Here is a 20,807-nt window from a genome sequence, read left to right as displayed (position 1 = left end):
TACGCGTCGATTTTATCCACCTGGCATATACCAAAGCCCGCCAGAAGCTGGTTCCTAACACTCTTGACCCTACTTTTGGCGCACCATTGTCCATTAACAAGTTGATTAGCTAAACCGTTTCTTCTATTTTAGCCAACAGTTTAACTATCCCCGATAAAGAGTGTAATTATGTCTCACAAAGTATGGGTAATGGGCGATGCGGTGGTCGATCTCATTCCGGAAGGCGAGGAGCGCTATCTGAAATGTCCGGGGGGCGCGCCCGCCAACGTCGCCGTGGGCGTTGCCCGATTGGGCGGACACAGCGGCTTTATTGGCCGCGTCGGCGAGGATGCGTTCGGTCATTTCCTGCGCGACGTACTGGCCCGCGAGCAGGTGGATGTCCGTCACATGCAACCGGATGCGGAACACCGCACCTCCACCGTGGTGGTGAGTCTGGATGCTCAGGGTGAGCGCACCTTCACGTTTATGGTGCGCCCCAGCGCCGACCTGTTCCTGCAACCGTCCGACCTGCCGGCGTTTCAGCGCAGCGAATGGCTGCACCTGTGCTCCATCGCCCTGTCGCGCGAACCGTCGCGCAGCACGGCGCTGGAAGCGATAAAGCGGATTCGCGCCGCCCAGGGGTGGGTCAGCTTTGACCCGAATATCCGCGCCGACCTGTGGCACAGCGAGCAGGAATTGAGAACCAGTCTGGATCAGGTGCTGGCGCTGGCGGACGTGGTGAAACTGTCGGAAGAGGAATTCCGGTTTCTCAGCGGCAGCGAGGACATTCGTCAGGGCAGCGCCAACCTGATGGCCCGATACCCCATCAAGCGGTTGCTGATTACTCAGGGCGGCGACGGCGTCTGGCTGCATGACGGCCACCAGTTGCGGCACTTTCTGGCGCACCGCGTCACCCCGGTCGACACCACCGGCGCGGGCGACGCCTTTGTCGCCGGCATGCTCGCCGCGCTGGCCGGCTACGATAGCCTGTACCAGATTGACGACTGGCATACCGTGCTCACTCAGGCGCAACGCTGCGGCGCGCTGGCGACCACCGCCAAAGGCGCGATGACGGCGCTGCCGTTCTCCCATCAACTCACCGCCGCGTTATAGCCTTTCAAAGCCTGTTCCCGGCAACCGCATTGCACCGTCGGGAGCGGGTTTTGTTGTCATGATCACAGTTAGCACAGCAAGAAAACAAAATTCCTTGCCAACCCCCTTCACCCCATTTAGCTTTCGCTGCATAACCGGTTTAGCAATTTAGCAAAACAAAAAAAACCATCTGACCATCCAAGGGAAAACCCAACATGATAAAGCCAGGTTATCTTGCCGCCGCCGTGGGACTCGCACTCTGTACCTCTCAGGCGTTGGCAGCCCCTTCTGATAGCATTGAGGCGCGTTTGAACGCGCTGGAGCAGCGCCTGTTGCAGGCGGAACAACGCGCGAAGCAAGCGGAAGCCCGCGCCGACGCCGCCGAAAAACAGGCGAAACAACTGGCGGCCCGCACTACGCAGGTCGAGCAGAAAACCCAGCAGGTAGAACAAACCACCCAGCAAGTGGCGCAGCAGACTCAACAGGTCGCGGCGCGCGCCACGCAAAACGAACAGCAGACCCAGCAGGTAGCGCTGAAAACCGACTCGCTGGCCAGCAAACGCAGTATCGCCGATGGCTTTGAGTTCCACGGTTATGCCCGTTCCGGCCTGGCTATCCACGATTCCGTCACCAGCTCGAAGGCGAATATCGGCCCCAGCATGACGCCGGCCGGTGAAACCGGCGGCCATGTCGGCCGACTGGGCAACGAAGACGACACCTATCTGGAACTGAAACTGGAACACCGCACCAAACTGGATAACGGCGCCACCACCCGTTTCAAAGTGATGATGGCGGACGGCCAGCGCAGCTATAACGACTGGACCGCCAGCACCAGCGACCTGAACGTGCGCGAAGCGTTTGTCGAGTTGGGTTCGCTGCCGACGTTTACCGGCGCCTTCAAGGACACCACGCTGTGGGCAGGCAAGCGTTTTGATCGCGACAACTTCGACATCCACTGGATCGACTCCGACGTGGTGTTCCTGGCAGGGACCGGCGGCGGTATCTACGACGTGAAACCGGTGGATGGCTGGAAAACCAACTTCTCGCTGTACGGCCGCAGCCTCGGCGAGATCACCACGCTGGACAACGAAATCCAGAACTACATCGTCACCAGCAATAACTTCGTCGGCCCGTTCCAGTTCATGCTGAGCGGCCTGCGCGCCCGCAACAACGACGTGAAGGAAAACACCGGGCGCAACAACGCCAACAACGTCACCAACACCAATGCCGGCGACAGCGGTTACCACGCGCTGGCCGCCTGGCACGGCGACAGCTTCTACGGGCTGCGCGACGGGACGTCCAAAGTGGCGCTGCTGTACGGCCACGGCCTCGGCGGCGAAGTTAAATCCATCGGTTCCGACGGCAACCTGACCCAGAACGCCAGCACCTGGCGTCTGGCGACCTACGGTACTACCGCGCTGAATAAAACCTGGAGCTTCGCCCCGGCGATTCTGGCGCAAAGCAGCAAAGATCGTTACGTTCAGGGGGATGACTACCGCTGGGTGACGTTTAATGCGCGCTTTATTCAGGAAATCACCGAAAACTTCGCACTGGCCTATGAAGGCAGCTATCAATATATGAATCTGGATCCTCAGGGATACTTATCGCGTAATCAGGTAAGCGGCGGGTTCTACAAGCTGACTTTCGCCCCGACGTTTAAAGTAGGCGATATCTCCAATTTATTAAGCCGTCCGGAACTGCGCGTCTTCGCCAGTTATATGGATTGGGACAAGCGACTGGATAACTACGCCAGCGACGACGCCTTCGGTTCCACCGGTTTCAAAGCCGGCGGCGAATGGACCTTCGGCGTCCAGATGGAAACCTGGTTTTAACGGTTAACGCGGCCGCCACCGGCAAGGCTTCCGCCGTCGATGACGACCGCATACCTGTTGTTGATAAAGAGGAACACTATGGATATTCATGCCACTGCGGCATCCCTAATCCCCTTGCTGGGCGGCAGGGACAACATCGCCAGCGCCGCGCACTGCGCTACCCGCCTGCGGCTGGTGCTCAACGATGACGACCTGGCCGATAAAACCGCCATCGAAAGCGTCGAGGGCGTCAAAGGCTGCTTCCAGAATGCCGGCCAGATGCAGATCATTTTTGGTTCCGGGCTGGTGAACAAGGTCTACGCCGAGTTCATCAAGGCCGCCGGCATCAGCGAAACCAGCACCGCCGAAACCGCCTCGCTGGCGGCGCAAAAGCTCAATCCGCTGCAACGGCTGGCGCGCTTGCTGTCGAACATTTTCGTGCCGATTATCCCGGCGATTGTCGCTTCCGGCCTGCTGATGGGCCTGCTCGGCATGATCAAGACCTACGGCTGGGTCGATGCCGGCAGCGCCATTTTCGTGATGCTGGATATGTTCAGCTCCGCCGCTTTCATCATTCTGCCGATTCTGATCGGCTTTACCGCCGCGCGTGAATTCGGCGGCAACCCCTATCTGGGCGCGACGCTGGGCGGCATCCTCACCCACCCGGCGCTGACCAACGCCTGGGGCGTGGCCGGTGGTTTCAAGACCATGCACCTGTTCGGTCTGGAATTCGCCATGATCGGCTATCAGGGCACCGTGTTCCCGGTTCTGTTGGCGGTATGGTTCATGAGTCTGGTGGAAAAGCGCCTGCGCAAGGTGGTACCGAACGCGCTGGATATCATCGTGACGCCGTTCCTGACCGTGATCATTTCCGGCTTCGTCGCCATGCTGGTGATTGGCCCGGCGGGCCGTATGCTGGGCGACGGCATTTCCTTAGTGCTGAGTACCCTGATTGCCCACGCCGGCTGGCTGGCCGGGCTGCTGTTCGGCGGGCTCTATTCGGCTATCGTCATCACCGGCGTACACCACAGCTTCCACGCTATTGAAGCCGGGCTGCTGGGCAACCCGTCCATCGGCGTCAATTTCCTGCTGCCGATCTGGGCGATGGCTAACGTGGCGCAGGGCGGCGCCTGTCTGGCGGTGTACTTCAAAACCCGCGACGCTAAAATCAGAGCCATCGCCGTGCCGTCGTCGCTTTCCTGTCTGCTCGGCATTACCGAAGCGGCGATTTTCGGGATTAACCTGCGCTTCATCAAACCGTTCCTGGCCGGGCTGGCGGGCGGCGCGCTGGGCGGCGCCTGGGTCGTCGCCAACCACGTCAACATGACGGCGGTCGGGCTGACCGGCATTCCGGGCCTTGCCATTGTGCAAGCAGGCTCAATCCTGAATTATCTGATTGGCATGTTGATCGCCTTTGGCGCAGCCTTCCTGATCTCTCTGTTGCTGAAATACAAAACGGACAACGCATAATGAAGGAAATCCATCTGTTAAAACGTATGGCCTACGCCCTGATGTCCGGACCGTCACGGCAAACCTATGACCCGCATCGTCCGCAGTGGCACCTGTCGCCGCTGGTCGGGCTGCTGAACGATCCGAATGGGTTCGTGCAGCATAAGGGGCGTTACCATCTGTTTTATCAGTGGAATCCGCAGGCCTGTGCCCACGGTGCCAAGTTCTGGGGGCACTGGAGCTCCGCCGATCTGGTGCGCTGGCGTCACGAACCGGTGGCGCTGGTGCCGTCAGAAAGCTATGAAAGCCACGGCTGCTACTCGGGTTCCGCCGTGGTGGACAACGACGCCCTGACGCTGATTTATACCGGCAACGTGAAATACGACGACGGCTCTCGCACCGCGTACCAGTGCCTGGCGCGCGCCAATGACGACGGCGAATTCGACAAGGCCGGCCCGGTGCTGTCATTGCCGGAAGGGTACACCGGCCACGTCCGCGACCCGAAGGTCTGGCGTCATCAGGACAACTGGTACATGGTGCTGGGCGCGCAGGACGTCGATTTACAGGGCAAAGTGCTGCTGTATCGGTCATCCGACCTGCTGCAATGGCATTCTCTGGGTGAAATCGCCGGCTCCCGCCTCAACGGGCTGGGCGATTTCGGCTACATGTGGGAATGCCCGGACCTGTTTGCGCTAGACAACCACGAGGTGTTGATTTGCTGCCCGCAGGGGCTACCCGCAGAAGAAGAGCGCTACCTGAATACCCATCAGTCCGGTTATTTCATCGGTTCGCTCGACTACGACAACGGCAGCTTCACCCATCAGGCGTTCCACGAACTGGATCTGGGCTTCGAATTTTACGCGCCGCAAACCACGCACAGCGAAGATGGCCGCCGTCTGCTATTCGGATGGATGGGCGTGCCGGATCAGGACGAATTCTTTCAACCGACAATCACGCATGGTTGGATCCATACCATGACCTGCCCGCGCGAGCTGACGCTGCGCGATGGCCGGATTTACCAGCAACCGGCACGCGAGCTGCAAAGCCTGCGCCATCTGGAACATCTGTGGCAGGGCGTCGCCGACTACGCGCCCGCACTGCCCGCCAGCAGCGCGGAACTGATGCTGGACACACAGGGCGAATTTCAGATCAACTTCGCCGGAGTGATGGTGCTGTGCTGGGACGGCGAACGCCTGACTCTGAGCCGTCGCAATCGCCGCACCAACGAGCCGGAACACCGTTACTGGCATGACGGCCCGCTGCACCACTTGCAGATTCTGTGCGACCGCTCCAGCGTAGAAATTTTTATCAACCACGGGCAGGCGGTGATGTCATCGCGCTATTTCCCCGCCAGCGACGCCACGGTCAGCTTCAGCGGCTCGGGTCGCATCACGTTGCAACACTGGCTGTTGGCACCGTGCGTGATAGAATAAGGTTCCTTTTCATGCCATTAAAGGCACATTGTTCTCTAAAGATACCACGGTGAAACAGACCAAACGCGTCACAATCAGCGACATCGCACGACTGGCGGGAGTATCCAAATCCACCGCCAGTCTGGTTCTCAATGGCCGCAGCAAAGAGTTCCGCGTTTCGGACGAAACCCGTGACCGGGTGCTGGCGCTGGCGCAGCAGCAACGCTATCAACCCAGCATCCACGCCCGCTCTCTGCGCTCCAGCCGCAGCAACACGCTGGGGCTGGTGGTGCCGGAAATGACCAACTACGGTTTTGCGGTGATCTCCCGCGAACTGGAGTGCCTGTGCCGGGAAGCCGGGTTGCAATTGCTGATTGCCTGTACCGATGAGAACGCCAGCCAGGAAATGATGGCGGTCAACAGCCTGATTCAGCGTCAGGTGGATGGCCTGATCGTCGCGTCCAGCATGCTGAGCGATGTCGAATACCAGAAGATTAACCAGCAGTTGCCGGTGTTGCAGTTCGACCGGATGATCGGCGAGTCCGACCTGCCGATGGTGGTCTGCGAAGCGGTGGAATCCACCGCCACGCTGGTGGAAAACATCGCCCGTCAGCATCCGGACGAATTCTATTTCATCGGCGGTCAGCCGCGCATTTCCCCCACCCGCGATCGACTGGCCGGTTTTCAGCTCGGGCTGGAGCGCGCCGGCGTCGAGTGCCGCCCGGAATGGATTATCCACGGCAACTATCATTCCAGCGCCGGTTACGAGATGTTCGCCCAACTGTGCGCCCGCCTCGGCCGCCCGCCCAAGGCGCTGTTTACCGCCGCCTGCGGCCTGCTGGAAGGGGTGCTGCGCTACCTGAACCAGCACAACCTGATGGACTGCGACATGCGGCTGTGCAGCTTTGACGATCACTACCTGTTTGATTGCCTGCCGATGAAGATCGATACCGTAGCGCAGGATTGCGAGACGCTGGCACGCAATAGCTTTGAGATGATCAACGCGCTGATTGAAGGGCAGCAATTGCAGGAAAGCCGTGTATATGTGCCGACCCGCCTGCACTGGCGTCACCCGGACTCCCGCGCCTGAAGGCGATGCATCTGGAAGACCTCACCGAAGAGATAGCGTGACAAAAAGAGAAGCGCGACAAAAAGTAGCTTGTGAGGCTGGCGACCGGTAAGATAACCGACAACTGGTTATATTTACAGGTGTGATAATGAATGCCCAGACCTTCAAAGAGCAAAAGTTTAGTGCGGATCGCTTCACCCATCAGTGCGTCGAAAACTGTAAATTCCATAATTGCGACTTTGCCGGCTGCGATTTAACTGATACTCAATTTTTGAACTGCCAGTTTTTCGATCAAGAAAGCCAAATGGGCTGTAATTTTTATAGAGCGACGTTGAAAGACGCCAGCTTTAAAAACTGTGATTTGTCGCTGTGTAATTTCCGCTCGGTGAAGGCGCTGGGCATTGAAATACGCGACTGCCGGGCACAGGGCGCTGACTTCCGGGACGCCAGCTTCATGAACAGGATTACCGCCCGCACGTGGTTTTGCAGCGCCTACATCACAAAATCAAATTTAAGTTACGCCAACCTGTCGGGCGTCATACTGGAAAAGTGTGAGCTTTGGGAAAACCGCTGGACAGGCGCGAATGTCAACGGCGCCAGCTTCGTCGGCTCCGATTTGTCAGGGGGAGAGTTTACTTCTTTTGACTGGCGTTCCGCCGACGTTACGCAATGCGATTTAATCAACTCAGAATTGGGGGAGCTTGATGTGCGCTCGACAAACCTCGAAGGCGTGAAGTTAGATAATTATCAGATAAATACCTTGATGGAACGTCTCGGAATAATCGTGATTGAACAATAGTTCAAGGCCGCAAGAACCCGGCAGGCGCCGTTAGCGCTCTCGGTTTATTCGCGGCAGCGCGCAAAAAAACAGACGCCCATAAAAAAACCACCGCCGAAGCGGTGGTTCAGTTCAGACAGCAAACCGCGCCTCAGCGCGCTTTCTCCGCGCCCATCAGGCCAATTTTGAGATAGCCCGACTCACGCAGCGAATCCATCACCCGCATCAGGGTTTCGTAATCCACGCTCTTGTCTGCCTGAAAGAAAATGGTGGTGTCTTTATTGCCCAGGGTTTTGGCTTCCAGCGCCTGAGCCAGCGTCGCTTCGGTGATCGCATCGTCGCCCAGATAGAGCTGTTTATCGGCCTTCACCGTCAGGAACACCGGTTTTTCCGGGCGCGGCTGCGGCGTGGCGCTGGAGGCGGGCAGGTTGACCCGCACATCCACCGTCGCCAACGGCGCAGCCACCATGAAGATGATGAGCAGCACCAGCATAACGTCGATAAACGGCGTCACGTTGATGTCATGCATTTCACCGTTTTCACTCTGCCCGTCGTTCAGATGCATCGCCATCGGCTTACCCTACCCGCAGTTTCTGCGCCGGTGAAGAAGAGGCGTTGCCGGCACTGGCTGCAATATCCAGGTCGCGGCTCTGCAGCAGCAGAATCTGCGCGGCCACATCGCCCACTATCGCCTTGTAGCTGGCCGTCCAGCGCGCGAACACGTTATAGATCACCACCGCCGGAATCGCCGCGACCAGACCGATGGCCGTCGCCAGCAGCGCTTCGGCGATACCCGGAGCCACCACCGCCAGATTGGTGGTCTGCGACTGGGCGATGCCGATAAAGCTGTTCATGATGCCCCAGACGGTACCGAACAGACCGATAAATGGCGCGATAGCGCCCACCGTCGCCAGATAGCCGGTTCCACGCCCCATCTGACGCCCGGTAGCCGCCACCCGGCGCTCAAAACGAAACGCGGTGCGCTCTTTGATACCGTTATTGTCGTCGGAACGTTCGGACAGCTCCTGCTCGTTGCGGGCATCCGCCAGCAGTTGCAGCGACACGCTGCCCGGTTTGAACACGCCGGCGATATCCGCTGCGTCATCCAGCGTGCGGGCATCTTCCAGCGCCTGATGCTCTCGACGGATGCGCTTTTTGGCGCCCATCAGGTTGGCGCTCTTGCCGAAGAAAATCGCCCAGGTAACCACGGATGCCAGCAACAGGCCGATCATCACCGTTTTTACCACCACGTCAGCGTGCTGATACATTCCCCAGACGGACAGATCCGTGCTCATCAGGCTGCCGACGGCTCCCGACGGCGCGGAAGGAGCGGCGGTCGCCGCTGCCGTCGTACCGGTCGCGATCGGCGTCGACGCCGGCGCGGCCAATGCGCTGCCTGCCATACCCAGCAACGCGAACGCCATCAGACGATGAGTAAAGCCCCCGAACACACGGCCGGACTTACGCCAGACTGATGATCCCCGTTGGTTAATATTCTTGTCAGCCGTATACACGCTGTGCCTCCACCAATCATTTTCATGCCACTTTAATCTGGCGAAAATGATACCAAACCCAGAATTAATTGATAGTCGTTCTCATTATTATTTACGCATTTTGCTGCACGCTTTACCTCTAACGCGCCGTTTCTCAGCACATTCGCTACATCGTATCAACGACATGCTCATCTTGATAAGAAAAGCCGCCCCCCTGCTCCCCCAGCCGTGATAACGTACAGAGATGGACGCAAGGAATGTTTGAGCTACAGGTGATGCCGTATGACGAGTAAAAAAATCGCCACCGCGCTGGTGGCCGCCGGGCGCAGCAAAAGAGTGACCCAGGGGGCGGTAAACCCGGTGATTCAGCGCGCTTCTTCGCTGGTATTCGACAGCGTGCAGGACAAGAAAAACGCCGCCATCAACCGCGCCAAAGGCGCGCTGTTTTACGGTCGTCGCGGCACCCTGACCCACTTCGCTTTTCAGGACGCCATGACCGAACTGGAAGGCGGCGCGGGCTGCGCGCTTTACCCCTGCGGCGCGGCGGCAATCGCCAACGCCATCGTATCGTTTGTCTCGGCGGGCGATCATCTGCTGGTCACGGGGTCCGCCTATGAGCCGACGCAGGATTTTTGTAACAAAGTGCTGAACAAAATGAACGTCAGCACCACCTTTTTCGATCCGATGATTGGCGGCGACATCGCCAACCTGATCCAACCCAATACCCGGGTCGTGTTTCTGGAATCTCCCGGTTCCATCACTATGGAAGTACAGGACGTTCCGGCGATTGTCGCCGCCGTTCGCCGCGTTAACCCGGATATCGTCATCATGATCGACAACACCTGGGCAGCCGGCGTGCTGTTCCGGCCGCTTGATCTTGGCGTAGATATTTCGATTCAGTCCGGCACCAAATACATCACTGGTCACTCCGATGTCATGATTGGCACCGCCGTCGCCAACGCGCGTTGCTGGGATCAACTGCGCGAGCAATCCTACCTGATGGGGCAGATGGCCGACGCCGACAGCGCCTACATGGCCAGCCGCGGACTGCGGACGCTCGGCGTCAGGTTGCAGCAGCATCAGGAAAACGGCCTGCGCGTGGCGCGCTGGCTGGCGGAGCGCCCGGAAGTGGCGACGGTCAATCACCCGGCGCTGCCCGGTTGCAAAGGGCATGAATTCTTCGTGCGGGATTTCAGCGGCGCCAACGGCCTGTTCTCATTCGTGCTGAAAGAGAAGTTAAGCCGCGAGCAACTGGCCCATTATCTCGACCATTTTAGTCACTTCCGCATGGCCTATTCCTGGGGCGGTTTCGAATCGCTGATTCTGGCCAACCAGCCGGAAGAACTGGCGGCGATTCGTCCGGCAGGCGGCGTCGACTTTACCGGTACGCTGGTACGGCTGCACATCGGCCTGGAAGATTGCGACGATTTGATCGCCGATTTGGAAACCGGCTTCAGGAGATTGCGGGAAATGTGACGCCACTATCCCTCCGGCCCCCTGATGCCGCTGTGGTAAGCGAGGCAAAGCGTATATGATGAACAGTAACAATGATGACAATACGTTTACCTTTTTTACCCTATCCTGATGCTCGTTTTTTCAGGCTTAGAGCCTATCCCAATAGGCGTCATTGGCGCAGCCAGTTTGGACACGGACAGCGCGCAGAACCCGGAGCGTACACGTAGTACGTGAGGAGTTCGAGCACTGCCCAGGTCCAAAATGGCAAGTAAAATAGCCCTATTGGGATAGGCTCTTAGTGCGGCGTATTTACGCGGCTTCAGGGGTTATAGCAAACCAGACAGGATGCGATATGAGTGTTGTTCATGAAATTATTCAAGCGCTGTGGCAACAAGACTTCAGCGCGCTGGCCGATCCGCGCGTGGTATGGGTCATTTATGGCGTGCTTTTCACCACTCTGTTTCTGGAAAACGGTTTGCTGCCTGCTTCCTTTCTGCCGGGCGACAGCCTGTTGTTGCTGACCGGCGCCATGATCGCCAAAGGCGTGATGAGCTTTATTCCCACTATGCTGCTGTTGACCGTGGCCGCCAGCCTCGGTTGCTGGCTGAGCTACCTGCAGGGGCGCTGGCTGGGCGATACCCGGCTGGTAAAGAAATGGTTGCATCAGTTGCCGGCTCACTATCACCAACGCACCCACAGCCTGTTCCACCAGCATGGGCTGGCCGCACTGCTGGTGGGCCGTTTTCTGGCGTTTGTACGCACCCTGCTGCCGACCATTGCCGGGGTGTCTGGACTGAGTAGCACCCGCTTTCAGATTTTCAACTGGCTGAGCGGTTTTCTGTGGGTCACCGGTATCGTCACGCTGGGCTACGCTCTCAGCCAGATTCCGCTGGTCAAACGGTATGAAGATCAGGTCATGACCGCGCTGTGCATTCTGCCGCTGGTGTTGTTGTTCAGCGGGCTGGTAGGGATGCTGCTGGTGTTGTGGCGTAAAAAACGGGCGATGGCCTGAGAAATACCGGCGGAGCAAACATGCGGCCGCCGGATAATCGATATGCGGTTCATACGCGACTCAACTGCTCTCCACCACCCCTGACCCCGAACGCAGTCTGGCGACTTCATCGCCTGGCGTAACGCCAAAGAAGCGCTTGAATTCCCGGCTGAACTGCGAAGAACTTTCGTACCCCACCCGCATGGACGCCGCATTGGCTTTCAGCCCGTCATGCACCATCAGCAGACGCGCCTTGTGCAGCCGGTAGGACTTCAGGTACTGCACGGGCGAGGTGTTGGTCACCGCCTTGAAGTTATGGTGAAACGCCGACACGCTCATGTTCACTTCCATTGCCAGCCGCTCTACGCTTAGGTTGTCTGCGTAATGGTTTTCGATATAGCGCAGCGCGCGGGCAATCTGGCTGAAATGACTGTAGCGGTTCATCAGCGCCTGTAGCGAATCACCGCAGGGTCCGCACAGTACATGGTAGAGAATTTCACGCACAATCCACGGCCCCAGCACCCTGGCGTCGCGGGCGTTCGCCATCGCCTCCAGCAACCGCTCCGTCGCGCACAGGATGGCTTCGTCAAGCGGCACACTGTTGATGCCGGCGCTATCGGCACGCCGTTTCTCGCCGCAGCCGTCATCCCCCATCTCGATCAACAGATCTTGCAGAATCGGGATATCCACCCGAATGGAAATACCGACCAGCGGGTTTTCCGGGCTGGCGAAACTTTCACACTCGAACGGCAGCGGCACCGTCATCAGCAGGTAGTTGTCCGGGTCATACTGGAAGACCTTGTCTCCCAGATATCCCACCTTGTGCCCCTGAAAAATGATCACAATGCAAGGGTCGTACAGCACCGGCGCCCGCATGCCGTGGCGATCGATGTAAATCACCTTGACCTGCGGAATCGGGGTCTGACTGACGCCATTGCCGGCGGTGTGCAGCATCGCCAGATTGACCAAACGCTGGCGTGGGCTAGGGTTTTGCATATATTTATCTCTTACTGGCAACGGAAATAAAGTGACATATATGGGCGATAGAATCACCCTTTTCTCCTAAGCTTTGCAGAAACAGGCAATACATAGCGAGAAATGAGCATTGCCGGAACACCGGGAGAAGCCGAGAATAAAATCCACATTCATGCACGCCGTTCCACCAGCCATCACTTAATGGCTCGGCCATGCATGACAAGGAATCCCCATGAATCAAACCATTGAGTTACTCACTCATCATCGCAGCGAACGCAGCTATCTGGACAAACCGATTCCGGAAGAAGTGCTATCCACCATTATCGAGGCCGCGCATCTGGCGCCTACGTCGGTGAATTCGCAGCAGGTTTCCATCGTAGTAACCCGTGACCCGGCCCGGCGCGCCCGCATCGCCGAACTGGCGGGAGGACAGCCCTGGATCGCGCAGGCTCCGGTCTTCCTGACACTGGTTCTGGACATGCACAAAACCGCAGCCGGCATTGCCATGAGCGGCAAAGAACAGCACGCCAACGAGAGCGTCGAAAGCATCGTTTCCGGCTCCACCGATGTCGGCATCGCGTTAGGCTCCCTGATCGCCGCCGCTCATTCCTTCGGACTCGGCATCGTGCCAATCGGCGGCGTGCGCCGTAATCCACAGGGTATGATCGACCTGCTGGAACTGCCGCCGCTGACATTCCCGGTCGTTGGATTGGTGCTAGGCTATGTAGACCAACCGGCGCACCAGAAACCGCGCCTGCCGCTGAATACGTTCAGCCACGATGAGGTTTACCGCACCGAACCTCTGGCGGCGGCGATCGAACAATATAACGACACCCTGATTAACCACTGGAAGCAAACAGGACGCAGCGATGGCGAAGCCTGGGGCAGCAATACCGCCGGCTACTATCAATACGTCTATTACCCCCATGTCCTGCCTGCGCTGTTACAGCAAGGCTTCAAACTGGACCAGTAACCTTACAAGGGATTTATAACCATGCAGAATTTTACTCTCCATACCCCGACCAAAATCCTGTTCGGCGAAGGGCAAATCGCCAATCTGGCGGCTCAGATCCCGGCGGACGCCCGTATCCTGATCACTTACGGCGGCGGCAGCATCAAGAAAAACGGCGTGTTCGACCAGGTGATCAACGCGCTGAAAGGCCATAACGTACTGGAGTTCTCCGGTATTGAACCGAACCCGACCTACGAAACGCTGATGAAGGCGGTTGAGATTGTCCGCAAGGAAAAAATCGACTTCCTGCTGGCCGTGGGCGGCGGTTCAGTGGCGGATGGCACCAAGTTCATCGCCGCGGCGGCACACTACACCGCGGCGGAAGATCCGTGGCACATCCTGCAAACCTGGGGCGCACAGGTCGAAACCGCTGTCCCGTTGGGCGTGGTGCTGACCCTGCCGGCGACAGGCTCCGAATCCAACAGCGGCGCGGTCATCACCCGTAAGAGCAGCGGCGACAAGCAGGCGTTCATGAATCCGCTGGTATGCCCGCGCTTCGCCGTGCTTGACCCGGTAGTCACCTACACCTTGCCTGAGCGTCAGATCGCCAACGGCGTGGTGGATGCCTTCGTCCATACCGTCGAACAGTACCTGACCTACCCGGCTAACGCCAAAGTACAGGATCGCTTCGCCGAAGGCCTGCTGCTGACGCTGATCGAAGAAGGTCCGCGCGCGCTGAAAGAGCAACAGAACTACGACGTGCGCGCCAACGTGATGTGGAGCGCCACCATGGCGCTCAACGGCCTGATCGGCGCCGGCGTGCCGCAAGACTGGTCGACCCACATGCTGGGCCATGAAATCACCGCCATGCATGGGCTGGACCACGCCCAGACGCTGGCTATCGTGCTGCCGGCGATGCTCAATGATCGCCGTGTCCAGAAACGTGAAAAACTGCTGCAATACGCAGAACGCGTCTGGAACCTGCGCGACGGCACCGAAGATCAGCGCATTGATGCGGCGATCGCCGCCACCCGCGCCTTCTTCGAACAGATGGGCGTACCGACCCGCCTGTCCGACTACCAGCTGGACGGCAGTTCCATTCCGACGATGGTGGCGAAACTGGAAGAGCACGGCATGACCGCGCTGGGCGAGCACCACGACATCACGCTGGACATCAGCCGCCGCGTGTACGAAGCCGCCCGCTAACCGCGGCCGACTGACTTTCGACTACACTTAAGGGCATGCCGCCGCTGGTGCGCAGGCACCGCCTGATGTGAAAACCGGCATTCAGACGCCGCCGTTCGGGCGGCGTCTTTGTCTCATCGCCACATCGCCGCCATACCGTCTGGCTCTCTCAATCGCCGGGCGTTGAAAGCGCATAACAAGGAGAATGACATGACGATGCAACCTCTGGTTAAACTGGCTGACGGCAATATCATGCCCCAGCTAGGGCTTGGCGTCTGGCAGGCCAGCAACGAACAGGCTGCCGCTGCCGTTACCGAAGCCCTGAACATCGGTTATCGCGCCATCGATACCGCCGCCATTTACAAGAACGAAGCGGGTGTCGGCAAAGCATTACAGGAAACCGATATCCCGCGCAGCGATATTTTCATCACCACCAAACTGTGGAACAGCGATCAGGCGCATCCGCGTCAGGCGCTGGAGGAAAGTCTGCGCAAACTGCAACTGGAATACGTCGACCTGTATCTGATCCACTGGCCGTTGCCGGAGCAGAACACCTACGTCGAAGCCTGGCGCGGATTGCTCAATCTCAAGGAACAGGGGCTGGCGAAAAGCGTCGGCGTCTGCAATTTCAATACGCACCACCTGCAGCGCCTGAAAGAAGAAACCGGCGTGATGCCGGTTATCAATCAGATCGAGCTGCACCCGCTGTTCCAGCAGCGCATGTTGCACACCTGGAACACCACCCACCACATCCAGACCGAATCCTGGAGCCCGCTGGCGCAGGGCGGAGAAGGCGTATTCGACCATCCGGTGATTCACGCGCTGGCGAAAAAATACGGCAAGACGCCGGCGCAAATCGTCATCCGCTGGCATCTGGACAACGGTCTGGTGGTGATCCCCAAATCCGTTACCCCGGCGCGTATTCGGGAAAACTTCGAGGTGTTTGACTTCAGGCTGGAGAAAGAAGAGTTAAGCGAGGTGACTACGCTCGACTGCGGCAAGCGGCTGGGGCCGGACCCGGATCAACCGCGCACCGATGCGCCGCGCAAAGACTAACCTCGACCTCGCCAAGGCTAACATAGCGCCCGCGCCTGACGCGCGGGCGACGCCCATCAGGGCTGTACTACCAGTTGAGCGGTGGAGCCGCGATCGGCCATTTCCAGCGTATGGCTGTAATACAGGAACGGGAACTGCGGCGTGGAGAACTGGCCGAAATACACCAGCAGCTCCACATCATTTTCTACCCATACCGTGTCTTTCCAGCCGCTGTCCTCCGGCGGCGTCAGGCCGCCGTTCACGCTGCGCACCAGAAACGCCGCGCCCTGAACGTGGAACGGTTGCGGCTGATCGGCATGCACAATCCAGCGCTCATAGCGCCCGACCTGGGTTTGCACATCCACACGATTCATGTCCCACATGGCGCCGTTGATGCCCGGCAGGCTGTCGCCGAGGCGGAATTCACGCGTCCGGCTGACCGCGCCGTCAATGATATTGTCGGCCAGCAGGCGCATCGGCAGGGTGTTGGTCACCAGCGGCAGCAGGCCGGTGGGCCGCAGGGTCAGAATCGCCGATGACACCAAAATATTGGAGGGTTCGAACAATCCGCGCAGCCGCTGCATGATGCTGGCCGACGCGCCGGCGGTCAGCGTCACCTCATTACCCTGGGACATATCCACCAGCACTTCGCGACGCTCGCCGGGCGCCAGCGAAACCTGATTCAACGCCATCGGCGCAGGCAGAAAACCCTGATCGTTGGCGATCAGGTGTAGCGGCCGGCCGTCGCTCATGCGCATCACATAGCGGCGGGCGTTGGAAGCGTTGAGCAGGCGCAGGCGTACCCAGCCGCGGGAGACGTCCACATACGGGTTCCGCGCGCCGTTCACCAGCAACGTATCCCCCATAAAACCGCCGCTGCCGGGCGGGTTGTACAGCGGCGCGCCAAAGTTATCCAGCCGTTTGTCCTGAATAATCAGCGGGAAATCATCTACGCCGTAATGATTCGGGATAGGCAACGACTTGCTGAGGTTGTCTTCCACCAGCCACAGACCTGCCAGCCCGTTATAGACGTGCGGCGCCATGCGGTTGGGCGTATTGGCGTGATACCAGCAGGTGGCCGCCGCCTGACGAACCGGCAACACCGGCGACCAATCCATATTCGGCTGAATCATGCGGCCGGCGCCGCCCATCAGCGAACCCGGTACCTGCAGGCCGCTGACGGTCATCGACACCGGTTCATTAAGGCGGTTGCTGTAAATCAGCTTGACGTCATCATTGCTGAACACCCGCACCGTCGGGCCGAGATAACGGCCGTTAAACCCCCATACCGGGTTTTTTCGCTCGCCGGAGAAGGACCACTGCGCCTGTTGCATGGTCAGAAAGACCGGCTGCCCGCGGCGGGACTCCAACAAAGGGGGAACGGGCAGCGGGTTTTGCCCGCCATCGGCTCTGACCGTCAGCGGCATTGCACCCGCGCACAGCGCAATGCCCGAAGCCTGAAGAAACTGACGCCGACTCAATGACATAATGACTCCGAAAACCTATTCAATCCTTTACTCCATCCCGGGCCGACATTCCGCCCGCAAGGTCACGCCGCGCATCCTCGCGCTGACTTAGCGTTTTTCCGCCGCTTCGCGTTGTGCGACTTCGGCGTCCAGTTGTGCGATTTTCGCCGCCATCAGGTCATGGCAATAAGCAGCCAGTTCGCGGACCTGTTCTTTACCGTAAGCGCTGCAGTCGACCGGCGGCAACACCTCGACGATCACATGGCCGTTGTTCCAGCGGTTCAGCTTCACTTTTTTATGGGTGGTGGACACGCAGATCGGCACCACCGGCACGCCGGCGGCAATCGCGGCATGGAACGCGCCGGTTTTGAACGGCAGCAGGCCGCGCCCACGGCTGCGGGTGCCTTCCGGAAACATCCACACCGAAATGTTGCGCTCTTTAATATGCTTCACTACCTGCGAGATAGTGCCGTGCGCTTTGGCGCGGTTATCCCGGTCAATCAACAGATTGCCGGAGAGCCAGTACAACGGGCCGAAAAACGGGATCCACACCAGACTCTTCTTGCCCACCGTCACGGTGCCCGGCATCACCACGTTTGCCGCCGTCACCATGTCATAGTTGTTCTGATGATTGGCGATATAGATACAATTGCCGTCAAAGTGGGCCGCCTGCGGATAACGGATTTCCACCTTGAGGCCAAACACCACCGACAAACGCCCGAACAGGCGACCAAACCGGGAAACATGACGGGGATCTTTCGGGGTAAACAGGCAGTAAACCAACCCTGCCAGACAGATCACCACAGAACAGACGATCACCACCAAAAACCGGAGAATGAATAACATAGCAACCTCATTAGCCAACAGCCGCCGCTAGTATAGCGGCTCCGCGATAAAACACACGGCGAACCTTGCCGCAGCAGATCGCCTTGTCCACCCCAAAGCGGCTATCGGACGTACAGGGAAAGACGAAAAGGGAATCTCGACGGGAAATGCCACCCCGGCATCGGCGCCTATCGAAAAAACAAGACGCCCCGTTTACGGCCCGCCGCACGCAGCGACGGGCCGCCAGCCTCCACAGGAAGGACTATTCTTCGCTGCTGCCGACGCTTGCGATACCGGCAGGCGCGTCAACCTCGATGCGATCCACTCGCTGCAAACCGCGCGGCAGTTGCGTGCCTTTGCAGCCCCGGCTGGCCTGATACTTCTGCAGTTCTTCCGGACGCAGCGAGTACTTGCGTTTGCCGGCATGCAGCGTGATGGTGGATTGCGGCGCGATCGCCATCAGCCACAAGATCCGATCGTCGCCGCTGGCCAGTTGCGCCGCCGGGATCAAAACGATCTTGTTGCCCTTGCCTTTGGACAACTCCGGCAGGTCGGACACCGGGAACAGCAACATGCGGCCGGCCGCGGTCACGGTCAGCAGCAAATCATCGTCGCGTTGAAGCTCCAGCGGCGCCAGCACGCGCGCATTGTCCGGCAGGGTCAGCACCGTTTTACCCACCCGGTTGCGGGCTACCAGATCGGCAAAGGTACAGATAAAGCCGTAACCGGCGTCGGAAGCCAGCAGCAACCGCTGGTTGTCCGCCGCCATCAGCACCTGCTCGATGGTAGCGCCCGGCGGCAGCGTCAACTTACCGGTCAGCGGCTCGCCCTGACCGCGCGCCGACGGCAGCGTGAGCGGGTCCAGCGCATAGCTGCGCCCGGTGGAGTCCATGAACACCACCGGCTGGTTGCTCTTGCCGCGGGCGGCGCCACGGTAAGCGTCGCCGGCCTTATAGCTCAGGCCGGACGGGTCGATATCGTGCCCCTTGGCGCTACGCACCCAACCCATTTCCGACAGCACGATGGTCACCGGTTCGGACGGCGACAGGTCATGCTCGCTCATCGCTTTGGCTTCGCCGCGCTCATACAGCGGCGAACGGCGCTCATCGCCGTAAGCTTTGGCGTCTTCCTGAATCTCTTTCTTCAGCAGGGTGTTCATTTTGCGTTCTGACGCCAGCAGCGCCTGGATCTGATCGCGTTCTTTCGCCAAATCGTCCTGCTCGCCGCGGATCTTCATCTCTTCCAGCTTGGCCAAATGACGCAGTTTCAGTTCCAGGATAGCTTCGGCCTGGGTGTCGCTCAGGCCGAACTTCGCCATCAGCACCGGCTTCGGTTCGTCTTCGTTGCGGATGATATGAATGACTTCATCGATATTCAGGAACGCAATCAGCAAACCTTCCAGAATATGCAGGCGCTTGAGCACCTTATCCAGCCGGAAGTTGAGGCGGCGGCGCACGGTGTCGCGGCGGAACGCCAGCCACTCGGTCAGGATTTCCCGCAGCCCTTTCACGCCGGGGCGACCATCCAGACCGATCATATTCATGTTGATGCGGTAGCTTTTTTCCAGATCGGTGGTGGCGAACAGGTGGTTCATCACCTGATCGGCATCAACACGACTGGAATAGGGCATTTGCAATACCAGACGGGTCGGGTTCTCGTGATCGGATTCATCACGCAGATCATCGATCATCGGCAGTTTTTTCGACCGCATCTGGCTGGCAATTTGCTCCAGCACTTTGGCGCCGGAAACCTGATGCGGCAGTGCGGTAATGACAACTTCTACCTTCTTCTTATTGTCGTCATCTTTTATCGTTTCTTTTTTCCAGATCGCCCGCATGCGCACTGAGCCACGGCCGCTTTCGTACATTTTGCGGATTTCGTCGCGCGGGGTAATGATTTCCGCCTCGGTGGGGAAATCCGGCCCCTGCACGTGGCGCAGCAACACGTCCATCGAGGTATCCGGCTCGTCGATCAGCGCCACCACCGCCGCCGCCACTTCACGCACGTTGTGCGGCGGAATATCGGTGGCCATGCCGACCGCGATACCGGTGGTGCCGTTGAGCAGGATGTTGGGCAGGCGGGCAGGCAGCATCTTCGGCTCCTGCAGCGTGCCGTCAAAGTTCGGCACGTAATCCACCGTCCCTTGCCCCAATTCGCCAAGCAGCACTTCGGCATACTTCGACAAACGGGATTCGGTATAACGCATGGCGGCGAACGATTTGGGATCATCCGGCGCCCCCCAGTTGCCCTGACCGTCCACCAGCGGGTAACGGTAGGAGAAGGGTTGCGCCATCAGCACCATCGCCTCGTAACAGGCGCTGTCGCCGTGCGGGTGGTATTTACCCAGCACGTCGCCCACCGTACGGGCGGATTTCTTGAATTTGGCGCTGGCGCTCAGCCCCAGTTCAGACATCGCGTATACGATACGACGCTGAACCGGCTTGAGGCCGTCGCCAATAAAAGGTAACGCCCGGTCCATGATGACGTACATGGAATAGTTGAGATAGGCGTTCTCGGTAAACGTGTGCAGCGCAAGACGCTCTGCGCCGTCATGAGTCATGTCACTCATTGATAATCCTTAAACCGTGGCGTTTTGCCATGTTCAAAAAAACTCGCTTATTTTACGCGATGAGCCACGCGGTGGCAGAAGCTGCCCGGATAGTACCGCAAGTTGTGTCTCTCTTCACTGCATCCCGCCGCCGCGACGTCTTGCCCCGGCTCAAAACCGACGATTATTGACGATTCGGCAACAGTGTTGTGCGCCACGGCACATTTTTCTTCGCTAATCCGACGGATAGACTGGCCTACAGCACATGCCTATTTATGCCACCCGAGGTCAT

General features: G+C 58.9%; 17 protein-coding genes. 11 read left to right on the top strand and 6 right to left on the bottom strand.

What is annotated here, in order from left to right:
• Window positions 1-168 precede the first annotated feature (168 nt).
• The 6 genes from DXX3274_RS02475 (at window position 169) to DXX3274_RS02450 (ending at window position 7,611) form a co-directional block, all read left to right on the top strand.
• Window positions 169-1,092 carry an aminoimidazole riboside kinase gene (locus DXX3274_RS02475; RefSeq protein WP_042858386.1) on the top strand — a complete coding sequence of 308 codons (924 nt, stop codon included), beginning with the start codon at window positions 169-171 and terminating at the stop codon, window positions 1,090-1,092.
• Between the two features lie 194 nt (window positions 1,093-1,286).
• The gene (locus tag DXX3274_RS02470) at window positions 1,287-2,903 is read left to right on the top strand and encodes a carbohydrate porin (protein ID WP_084478668.1); all 1,617 of its coding nucleotides are present in this window, start codon (window positions 1,287-1,289) and stop codon (window positions 2,901-2,903) included.
• Between the two features lie 78 nt (window positions 2,904-2,981).
• Window positions 2,982-4,352 (top strand): sucrose-specific PTS transporter subunit IIBC, encoded by a 1,371-nt coding sequence (locus DXX3274_RS02465; RefSeq protein WP_042858385.1) that lies wholly within the window; start codon window positions 2,982-2,984, stop codon window positions 4,350-4,352.
• On the top strand, window positions 4,352-5,764 hold the full coding sequence (locus DXX3274_RS02460; protein WP_042858384.1) for a sucrose-6-phosphate hydrolase: 1,413 nt from the start codon (window positions 4,352-4,354) through the stop codon (window positions 5,762-5,764). The genes DXX3274_RS02465 and DXX3274_RS02460 overlap by 1 nt, the downstream gene beginning before the upstream one ends.
• 49 nt (window positions 5,765-5,813) lie before the next feature.
• On the top strand, window positions 5,814-6,833 hold the full coding sequence (locus DXX3274_RS02455; RefSeq protein WP_042861809.1) for a substrate-binding domain-containing protein: 1,020 nt from the start codon (window positions 5,814-5,816) through the stop codon (window positions 6,831-6,833).
• Window positions 6,834-6,960: 127 nt separating this feature from the next.
• Window positions 6,961-7,611: a Qnr family pentapeptide repeat protein gene (locus tag DXX3274_RS02450; RefSeq protein WP_042858383.1), complete on the top strand. Its 651-nt coding sequence runs from the start codon at window positions 6,961-6,963 to the stop codon at window positions 7,609-7,611.
• Between the two features lie 130 nt (window positions 7,612-7,741).
• On the opposite strand, the gene exbD is transcribed toward DXX3274_RS02450, so the two are convergent.
• Together exbD and exbB are read right to left on the bottom strand one after the other, a co-directional pair.
• The gene (gene exbD / locus DXX3274_RS02445; protein WP_038663030.1) at window positions 7,742-8,161 is read right to left on the bottom strand and encodes a TonB system transport protein ExbD; all 420 of its coding nucleotides are present in this window, start codon (window positions 8,159-8,161) and stop codon (window positions 7,742-7,744) included.
• 4 nt (window positions 8,162-8,165) lie between these two features.
• On the bottom strand, window positions 8,166-9,104 hold the full coding sequence (gene exbB / locus DXX3274_RS02440) for a tol-pal system-associated acyl-CoA thioesterase (protein ID WP_084478666.1): 939 nt from the start codon (window positions 9,102-9,104) through the stop codon (window positions 8,166-8,168).
• 261 nt (window positions 9,105-9,365) lie between these two features.
• On the opposite strand from exbB, the gene metC reads away from it, so the two are divergent.
• Window positions 9,366-10,559 (top strand): cystathionine beta-lyase, encoded by a 1,194-nt coding sequence (gene metC, locus DXX3274_RS02435; RefSeq protein ID WP_042858382.1) that lies wholly within the window; start codon window positions 9,366-9,368, stop codon window positions 10,557-10,559.
• A gap of 331 nt (window positions 10,560-10,890) precedes the next feature.
• Window positions 10,891-11,550, top strand: a complete 660-nt coding sequence (locus DXX3274_RS02430) for a DedA family protein (protein WP_042858381.1) — start codon at window positions 10,891-10,893, stop codon at window positions 11,548-11,550.
• A 60-nt stretch (window positions 11,551-11,610) separates the two neighbouring features.
• Here the strand turns inward: DXX3274_RS02430 and DXX3274_RS02425 are convergent, their stop codons facing one another.
• On the bottom strand, window positions 11,611-12,525 hold the full coding sequence (locus DXX3274_RS02425; RefSeq protein ID WP_042858380.1) for an AraC family transcriptional regulator: 915 nt from the start codon (window positions 12,523-12,525) through the stop codon (window positions 11,611-11,613).
• Between the two features lie 211 nt (window positions 12,526-12,736).
• Here DXX3274_RS02425 and DXX3274_RS02420 point away from each other — a divergent pair, with 211 nt between their 5' ends.
• The 3 genes from DXX3274_RS02420 (at window position 12,737) to dkgA (ending at window position 15,697) form a co-directional block, all read left to right on the top strand.
• Window positions 12,737-13,477 carry an NADPH-dependent oxidoreductase gene (locus DXX3274_RS02420; RefSeq protein ID WP_042858379.1) on the top strand — a complete coding sequence of 247 codons (741 nt, stop codon included), beginning with the start codon at window positions 12,737-12,739 and terminating at the stop codon, window positions 13,475-13,477.
• A 21-nt stretch (window positions 13,478-13,498) separates the two neighbouring features.
• A complete protein-coding gene (gene yqhD / locus DXX3274_RS02415) occupies window positions 13,499-14,662 on the top strand; it encodes an alcohol dehydrogenase (protein WP_042858378.1) in 1,164 nt (387 codons plus the stop codon).
• Between the two features lie 189 nt (window positions 14,663-14,851).
• Window positions 14,852-15,697, top strand: a complete 846-nt coding sequence (dkgA, locus tag DXX3274_RS02410) for a 2,5-didehydrogluconate reductase DkgA (RefSeq protein WP_042858376.1) — start codon at window positions 14,852-14,854, stop codon at window positions 15,695-15,697.
• A gap of 56 nt (window positions 15,698-15,753) precedes the next feature.
• Here the strand turns inward: dkgA and ftsP are convergent, their stop codons facing one another.
• The 3 genes from ftsP to parC all read right to left on the bottom strand — a co-directional run bounded on the left by ftsP (window position 15,754) and on the right by parC (window position 20,536).
• Window positions 15,754-17,163 carry a cell division protein FtsP gene (ftsP, locus tag DXX3274_RS02405; protein ID WP_042858375.1) on the bottom strand — a complete coding sequence of 470 codons (1,410 nt, stop codon included), beginning with the start codon at window positions 17,161-17,163 and terminating at the stop codon, window positions 15,754-15,756.
• 87 nt (window positions 17,164-17,250) lie between these two features.
• Complete coding sequence (locus DXX3274_RS02400; protein WP_038663058.1) at window positions 17,251-17,988, bottom strand: 1-acylglycerol-3-phosphate O-acyltransferase; 738 nt, start codon at window positions 17,986-17,988, stop codon at window positions 17,251-17,253.
• A gap of 241 nt (window positions 17,989-18,229) precedes the next feature.
• Window positions 18,230-20,536, bottom strand: a complete 2,307-nt coding sequence (parC, locus tag DXX3274_RS02395) for a DNA topoisomerase IV subunit A (protein WP_042858374.1) — start codon at window positions 20,534-20,536, stop codon at window positions 18,230-18,232.
• Between the last annotated feature and the right edge of the window lie 271 nt (window positions 20,537-20,807).

Origin of the sequence: Dickeya sp. NCPPB 3274 (assembly GCF_000406205.1) — a bacterium.
Taxonomy (GTDB): Bacteria; Pseudomonadota; Gammaproteobacteria; order Enterobacterales; family Enterobacteriaceae; genus Dickeya; species Dickeya fangzhongdai.
This window is presented reverse-complemented; position numbering and strand designations above follow the sequence as displayed.